The sequence below is a fragment of the uncultured Jatrophihabitans sp. genome (genome assembly GCF_964246335.1).
GTDB lineage: Bacteria > Actinomycetota > Actinomycetes > Mycobacteriales > Jatrophihabitantaceae > Jatrophihabitans.
In genome coordinates, this window is record NZ_CAXTQF010000046.1 from 22,375 (window position 1) to 28,374 (window position 6,000).

The 6,000-nt window shown below is 69.8% G+C and carries 5 protein-coding genes and 2 tRNA genes; 2 read left to right on the forward strand and 5 right to left on the reverse strand.

What is annotated here, in order from left to right; all coding sequences use genetic code 11:
* Positions 1 to 453: 453 nt before the first annotated feature.
* The 3 genes from ACFFCN_RS13320 to ACFFCN_RS13330 all read right to left on the reverse strand — a co-directional run bounded on the left by ACFFCN_RS13320 (position 454) and on the right by ACFFCN_RS13330 (position 1,548).
* Positions 454 to 526 (reverse strand) — tRNA-Arg (locus ACFFCN_RS13320).
* Between the two features lie 55 nt (positions 527 to 581).
* A tRNA-Ser gene (locus ACFFCN_RS13325) sits at positions 582 to 673 on the reverse strand.
* Positions 674 to 885: 212 nt separating this feature from the next.
* Entirely contained in the window at positions 886 to 1,548 is a 663-nt protein-coding gene (locus ACFFCN_RS13330; RefSeq protein WP_375492323.1) for a TetR/AcrR family transcriptional regulator, read from the reverse strand.
* Between the two features lie 157 nt (positions 1,549 to 1,705).
* Here ACFFCN_RS13330 and ACFFCN_RS13335 point away from each other — a divergent pair, with 157 nt between their 5' ends.
* A complete protein-coding gene (locus ACFFCN_RS13335) occupies positions 1,706 to 3,322 on the forward strand; it encodes a DHA2 family efflux MFS transporter permease subunit (RefSeq protein WP_375492325.1) in 1,617 nt (538 codons plus the stop codon).
* A gap of 12 nt (positions 3,323 to 3,334) precedes the next feature.
* Here the strand turns inward: ACFFCN_RS13335 and ACFFCN_RS13340 are convergent, their stop codons facing one another.
* Complete coding sequence (locus ACFFCN_RS13340) at positions 3,335 to 4,705, reverse strand: L-serine ammonia-lyase (RefSeq protein WP_375492326.1); 1,371 nt, start codon at positions 4,703 to 4,705, stop codon at positions 3,335 to 3,337.
* A gap of 46 nt (positions 4,706 to 4,751) precedes the next feature.
* Positions 4,752 to 5,171, reverse strand: coding sequence for an organic hydroperoxide resistance protein (locus ACFFCN_RS13345; RefSeq protein WP_375492328.1), 420 nt, complete (start codon positions 5,169 to 5,171; stop codon positions 4,752 to 4,754).
* Between the two features lie 91 nt (positions 5,172 to 5,262).
* On the opposite strand from ACFFCN_RS13345, the gene ACFFCN_RS13350 reads away from it, so the two are divergent.
* Positions 5,263 to 6,000 (forward strand): siderophore-interacting protein (locus ACFFCN_RS13350; protein WP_375492330.1); only part of this gene is annotated, 738 nt, incomplete at its 3' end.

The following is a 6,000-nucleotide window of genomic DNA, read 5'->3' on the forward strand; positions in this document are numbered from 1 at the left end:
GGGAGCGCACCATGAGCACGTTCTCGCGAGATCTGCGACTACGTCCCGCGGCAGAGCGATCGTGTACACGTAGGGAATAATCCGGAAGGTAGCCGCCGCGAGAAGAACGGGCTGACGATGCACGACGCGGGCACTCAGGTCACAGCACGGGCGACCACTCGTCTCATTTCCACCACGCGTCCGCCCATGATGCGTCGCAGCAGGTTCCGGTACCGAACCATTCACTGCCGCCGAGCCATGTGGGGTCGGCGCACCACAGCCGGCACCACAACCCGGTGCCGGACCCGTGGCCGGTCAATCAGACCTTGGTGGACACCGTCGGTCGGCGCAAGCCGGTCACGCCCAGGCGCGTGGGCCGAAAGCCCTGGTACCGGCGCGTGTTCGGACGCTGACAGCCGCCCCCCGCGGTAGACCTGGGCCTTCTCGGCCGCAGCCCGTCCGTCTCGTCAAAAGCGCGCCCGAAGGGATTCGAACCCCTAACCTCTTGATCCGTAGTCAAGTGCTCTATCCGTTGAGCTACGGGCGCTTGCGTGCCGGCTGTCGAGTCTAGCTGGCAGTGTTCACGGCTTTCGAATCGACCGTGGCGGAGGCTCCGGGATTCGAACCCGGGATGGGCGTTAACCCAAACCGCATTAGCAGTGCGGCGCCATAGACCAGACTAGGCGAAGCCTCCAAGCGGCCGAGCACGCTCGAAGCCACCAGCGCATGAGCCTACAGGTGCGCCGTCGCCGGGTTGATGCCGTCCGCGGTCGCCCGCACAGCGCCAGATCGAGCCGGTTGCGATCAGCCTTTCCTCGCTCATGGTCGTTGCGGCCGCCGCCCAACGACCACTGCGCAGGAAAGGCGGATCGTCGGCGGCGGGTCCGTCACGGGCACCGAGCCGGGTCAGCCGTGCGCCTGCACCAGCGGGATCATGACGAGCGAGATCGCGTTGTGCACCTCGTCCGCCGAGATCGGTTCATTGGTGAGCAGCATGCGGTGCACGAGCATGGCCGGCAGCACGTCGGCCACCACGGGTGTGGCCGCGTCGGGCCGTACCTCGCCGCGCGCGATGCCGCGTTCGAGGATGCCGAGCAACGCAGCGCGCCGCGGCTCGTGGAAGCGCTGGTCGATGAGGTCGGCCAGTTTCAGATCATCGACCGCCTCGAGCTTGACGGCGCGCATCGCTGCCCCTGCCGGGCTGCTCAGGACACGCACGATCGTCTCGCCGATGCGGTGCAGGGCCTGCTCGGTGGTCACCGACTCGTCGATGTGACAGTCCGGGCCCAGGCCGATGTCGCGCGGCGACGGGAGTTCGGCGTCGAGCGCGTCGAGCACGAGCTCCGCCTTGGTCGGCCACCGCCGGTAGATGCTGGCCTTGCCGGTCCGGGCCCGCGCCGCAACGCTTTCGACCGAGAACGCGGCGTACCCGACGTGCGAGACCTCGGCGAAGGCGGCAGCCAGGATCGCCCGCTCCAAGGCCGCGCCGCGGCGACGCTGCGCGACGGCGACCGCGCCTGGCGCGGGTGAATTCGCCTTGACGCGCCGAGCAGTTTCGGAAGTGGCCACCGTCTTGTCAGACCCCTCGGCGATGATGGACAACTCGATAAGGCAGATAGTGCACGCTTGCGTTCCCAAGCGTGGCACGTCTACGGTACCAAGTTAGTGAACGCTTGCGTCCCCTAAAGCGGACAACCGCCGGGACGATCCTGGAACGGAGTTCATCGTGACGGACACGAAGAGCGCAGCAGCGCCCACGGCGCGGCGCACCGACGGCCCGCGTCGCACCGCGCGTCCCGGGCTCGTGCTGCTGGTCATCGCCGGCGCCCAGCTGATGGTGGTGCTCGACGCCACCATCGTGAACATCGCGCTGCCCTCGATGGGCGACTACTTCCACAAGACGCAGACGTCCATGACCTGGGCGCTCAACGCCTACACGTTGGCGTTCGGCGGCCTGCTGCTGCTCGGCGGCCGGTCCGGTGACCTGCTGGGTCGGCGGCGGATGTTCATCGTCGGGCTGTCGCTGTTCTCCATCGGCAGCCTGCTCGGCGGCCTCGCCCCCAGCTACGGGCTGCTGCTGTTCGGCCGGGTCGTGCAGGGCATCGGCGGCGCCATCTCCTCGCCGACCGCGCTCTCGCTCGTCACCACCGAGTTCGAGGAGGGCGAGGCGCGGACCCGCGCATTCGCCGTGTACGCCGCGGTGTCCGGCGCCGGCGCCGCGCTCGGCCTGCTGCTCGGCGGCGTGCTCACCGAGTACTTCACCTGGCGATGGGTGCTGTTCGTCAACGTGCCGATCGGCGTTGTGCTGATCGCCGGCGCGTACCTCTATCTGCACGAATCGGAGCGTCGGCAGGCGGGGCGTTTCGACGCCCTCGGTGGGTTGCTGTCCATCGCCGGCATGGTCGGCGTCGTCTACGGCTTCATCCACGCGGCGAACGACGGCTGGTCGAACAGCATCACCGTCGGCGTGCTGGTGGCCGCCGGCGTGCTGCTGATCGCCTTCTTCCTCTGGGAGACGCGCGCCGCCGACCCGATGCTGCCGGTCCGGGTCATCGCCGACCGCAACCGCGGCGGCGCCTACCTGGTCATGCTGATCGTCGGAGCCGCGATGTTCGGCATGTTCTACTTCGTGACCTTCTTCATCCAGCAGGTCATGCACTTCAGCGCGCTGCGCGCGGGCTTCGCGTTCCTGCCGGTGGCGTTCATCATCGGCGTCACGTCGCAGATCATGACCAAAGCACTGCCGCGGTTCGGCCCCAAGCCGTTGATCGTGCTCGGCGCGGGGCTACTGACCGTTGCGATGTTCTGGTACGCACACGTCGACGCCGGCTCGGGCTACTGGAACCTGTTCTTCCCGGGCCTGGTGGTCATGGCCGCCGGCATGGGCTGCATCTTCGTGCCGCTGACCACGGTCGCGGTGGCGCGCGTGCGCAATACCGACGCCGGCGTCGCGTCCGCGATGCTCAACGTCGGGCAGCAGGTCGGCGGCTCACTCGGCCTGTCGATTCTCGCCACCGTCGCGGCCACCGCCGGGCGCAGCGCGGGCAAGTCCAAGGCCGCCGATCTCGCACAGCAGGTCAAGGCTGGTCACCTGCGGCCGGACGTGTTCAAACACCTGCAGGAACTGACGGCCGCGCAGCAGGGGCACACGCCCTCCGCGGCGGCGCTGCACGATTCGGCGGCGGTGCAGGCGGTGGCGCAGATCCAGGCGCACTCGTCGGGCATGGGCTTTCTGGTCGCCGGGTTCCTGGGTATCGCGGCCATCGTCGTCGCGTTGATCCTCATCAACGTCCGCAAGACCGACGTCCCTACCGAGCCCAGCGAGGTGACAGCGGCCGCGTGAACGGCTGCGCGCTCAACACTCGATGACGTTGACGGCCAGGCCGCCGCGCGAGGTCTCCTTGTATTTGGACTTCATGTCGGCGCCGGTGTCGCGCATGGTCTTGATCACCTTGTCCAGGCTGACGATGTGCCGGCCGTCGCCGCGCAGCGCGATGCGCGCCGCGTTGATCGCCTTGACCGCGGCCATCGCGTTGCGCTCGATGCACGGCACCTGAACCAGGCCGCCGATCGGGTCGCAGGTCAGCCCGAGGTTGTGCTCCATGCCGATCTCCGCGGCGTTCTCCACCTGCTGCGGCGACCCGCCGAGCACCTCGCACAGCGCACCGGCGGCCATCGAGCAGGCCGAGCCGACCTCGCCCTGGCAACCGACCTCGGCACCCGAGATCGACGCGTTCTCCTTGTAGAGCACGCCGATCGCGCCGCCGCACAGCAGGAACCGCACGACGCCGTCGTCGTCGGCGTCGCGGCAGAAGCGCGCGTAGTAGTGCAGCACGGCGGGCAGCACCCCGGCCGCGCCGTTGGTCGGCGCGGTGACCACCCGCCCGCCGGCCGCGTTCTCCTCGTTGACCGCGAGCGCGAACAGGTCGACCCAGTCCATCGCGTACATCGGGTTGTCCGGGATCGTCTCCCGGTTGAGCCGGTCGAACAGCGCCGGCGCCCGCCGCTGCACTTGCAGCCCACCGGGCAACAACCCCGTGTTGGTGACGCCGTTGTTGACGCACTCCTGCATGACCGACCAGATCTGCAGCAGCCCGGCGCGTACGTCGTCGGCAGAGCGCCACGCCAGTTCGTTAGCGAGCATCACGTCGCTGACCGACATGCCGTTGGCTGTGCAGTGGGCGAGCAACTGATCGCCGCTGAGGAACGGGTAGGCGACGACGGTGTCGTCCGGGGCGATGCGGTCGGCCCCGGCGGCCGTCTCGTCGACGACAAACCCGCCGCCCACCGAGTAGTAGGTGCGTTCGCGCAGCAGGGCGTCGTCGCGGCCGTAGGCGTAGTAGCGCATGCCGTTCGGGTGGAACGGCAGGCTGGTGCGCCGGTGCATGACGAGGTCGTCGCGGGTGAAGGCGACGCGGTGCTTGCCCAGCAGTTCGATCTCGCCGCACTCGCGCACCGCCGCCGCGCGCCCGAGCGCGGTGGCGGTGTCGACGGTCTCCGGCGCCTCGCCCTGCAGGCCGAGCACGACGGCGCGGTCGCTGCCGTGCCCGCGGCCGGTGGCGCCGAGCGAGCCGTACAGCTCGACCCGCACGTGCGTCACATCGGCGAGCAGGCCGTCGTGCTCCAGGCCGTCGGCGAAGGTGCGCGCGGCACGCATCGGGCCCACGGTGTGTGACGACGACGGCCCGATCCCGATCGAGAACAGATCGAACACGCTGACCGCCACCGGTCCATGATGCGCCGCCGCGCCGGACCCGTGGTCGGTCGGCGGGTTACTCGACGGTAAGCGTGACCTCGATGTTGTTGCGGGTCGCCTTGGAGTAGGGGCAGAACTGATGCGCCAGCTCGACGAGCTCGCGGGCCTGGTCGAGCTCGATGCCGGGGATGTGCACGGCCAGCTCGACCGCCAGCCCGACGCCGCCGTCGTCGGTGTCACCGAGCGATACCTTGGCCGTCACCGTCGACTCGGAGGTGTCCACGTCCTTCGTCTTCGCCCGGTTCTCCAGCGCGCCCTGGAAGCATGCGGCGTACCCGGCGGCGAACAGCGTTTCCGGGTTCGGCGTCGGGTTCTGCGGGTTCGGCCGGTCGAGATCGAGATCGAGCACGCCGTCGGCGCTGGTCACGTGCCCGGTGCGGCCGCCCTTCGCGGTGGCCTCGGTGGTGTACGCAACCTTCTTCAGGACGTCGGTCATGGCTCTCCTCGGGATTCGGGACGGTGCAGGCTTTACGTCAAGCAACGCTAGGCACCGCTCGGGCATGCCCGGTCGCTAGGGTCGACGGATTGTGAGCACTGCGGCATCGACTCTCGTGCGGCGCTCCCCCGCGCACGAGGCCCGCGTCGTCGGCGTCCGCGACCTGACCCCGCGCATGCGACGGGTGACGATCCGCGCCGACGCGATGCTCGGTGTGCAGATCAAGCCGGCGCAGGACGTCGAGCTGCTGCTGCGTGAGCCCTCCGGGCGGCGGGTCAAGCGCCGCTACACGATCCGGCACGTACGCCCCGACACCGGCGAGCTCGACCTGGACGTCGTCCTGCACGGCGACGGCCCGGGTGCGCGGTGGGCCGCCGCAGCGCAGATCGGTGACGACGTCGAGTTCCAGGGCCCGCGCGGCAAGCTGGAGCTGCGCAGCGCGGCGGCACATATGCTCGTCGGTGACGAGTCGGCCCTGCCGGCCATCGCCGCGATCTGCGCGGCCCTGCCGCCCGGCGAGCCCGCGACGGCGCTCATCGAGATCACCGACGCGTCCGACGAGCTGCCGGTGGCCGCCGCCGTTCGATGGGTGCATCGCGGCGAGGCTGCGGCCGGCGGCGCGGACCTGCTGCTCGACGCGGCGCGCGACGTGCTCGCGTCGTCCGAGGCCGACCCGGCGGCTGCCCGCGGCTACCTGATGGGCGAGACGCGGGCGATGGTCGCGCTGCGCGCCCTGCTCGAAAACCACGGCGTGCCGCATGAGTCGATCTTCGTCAAGGGGTACTGGAACCTCGGCCGTCCCGACCGACTGGCCGGCCGCGCCCCCACC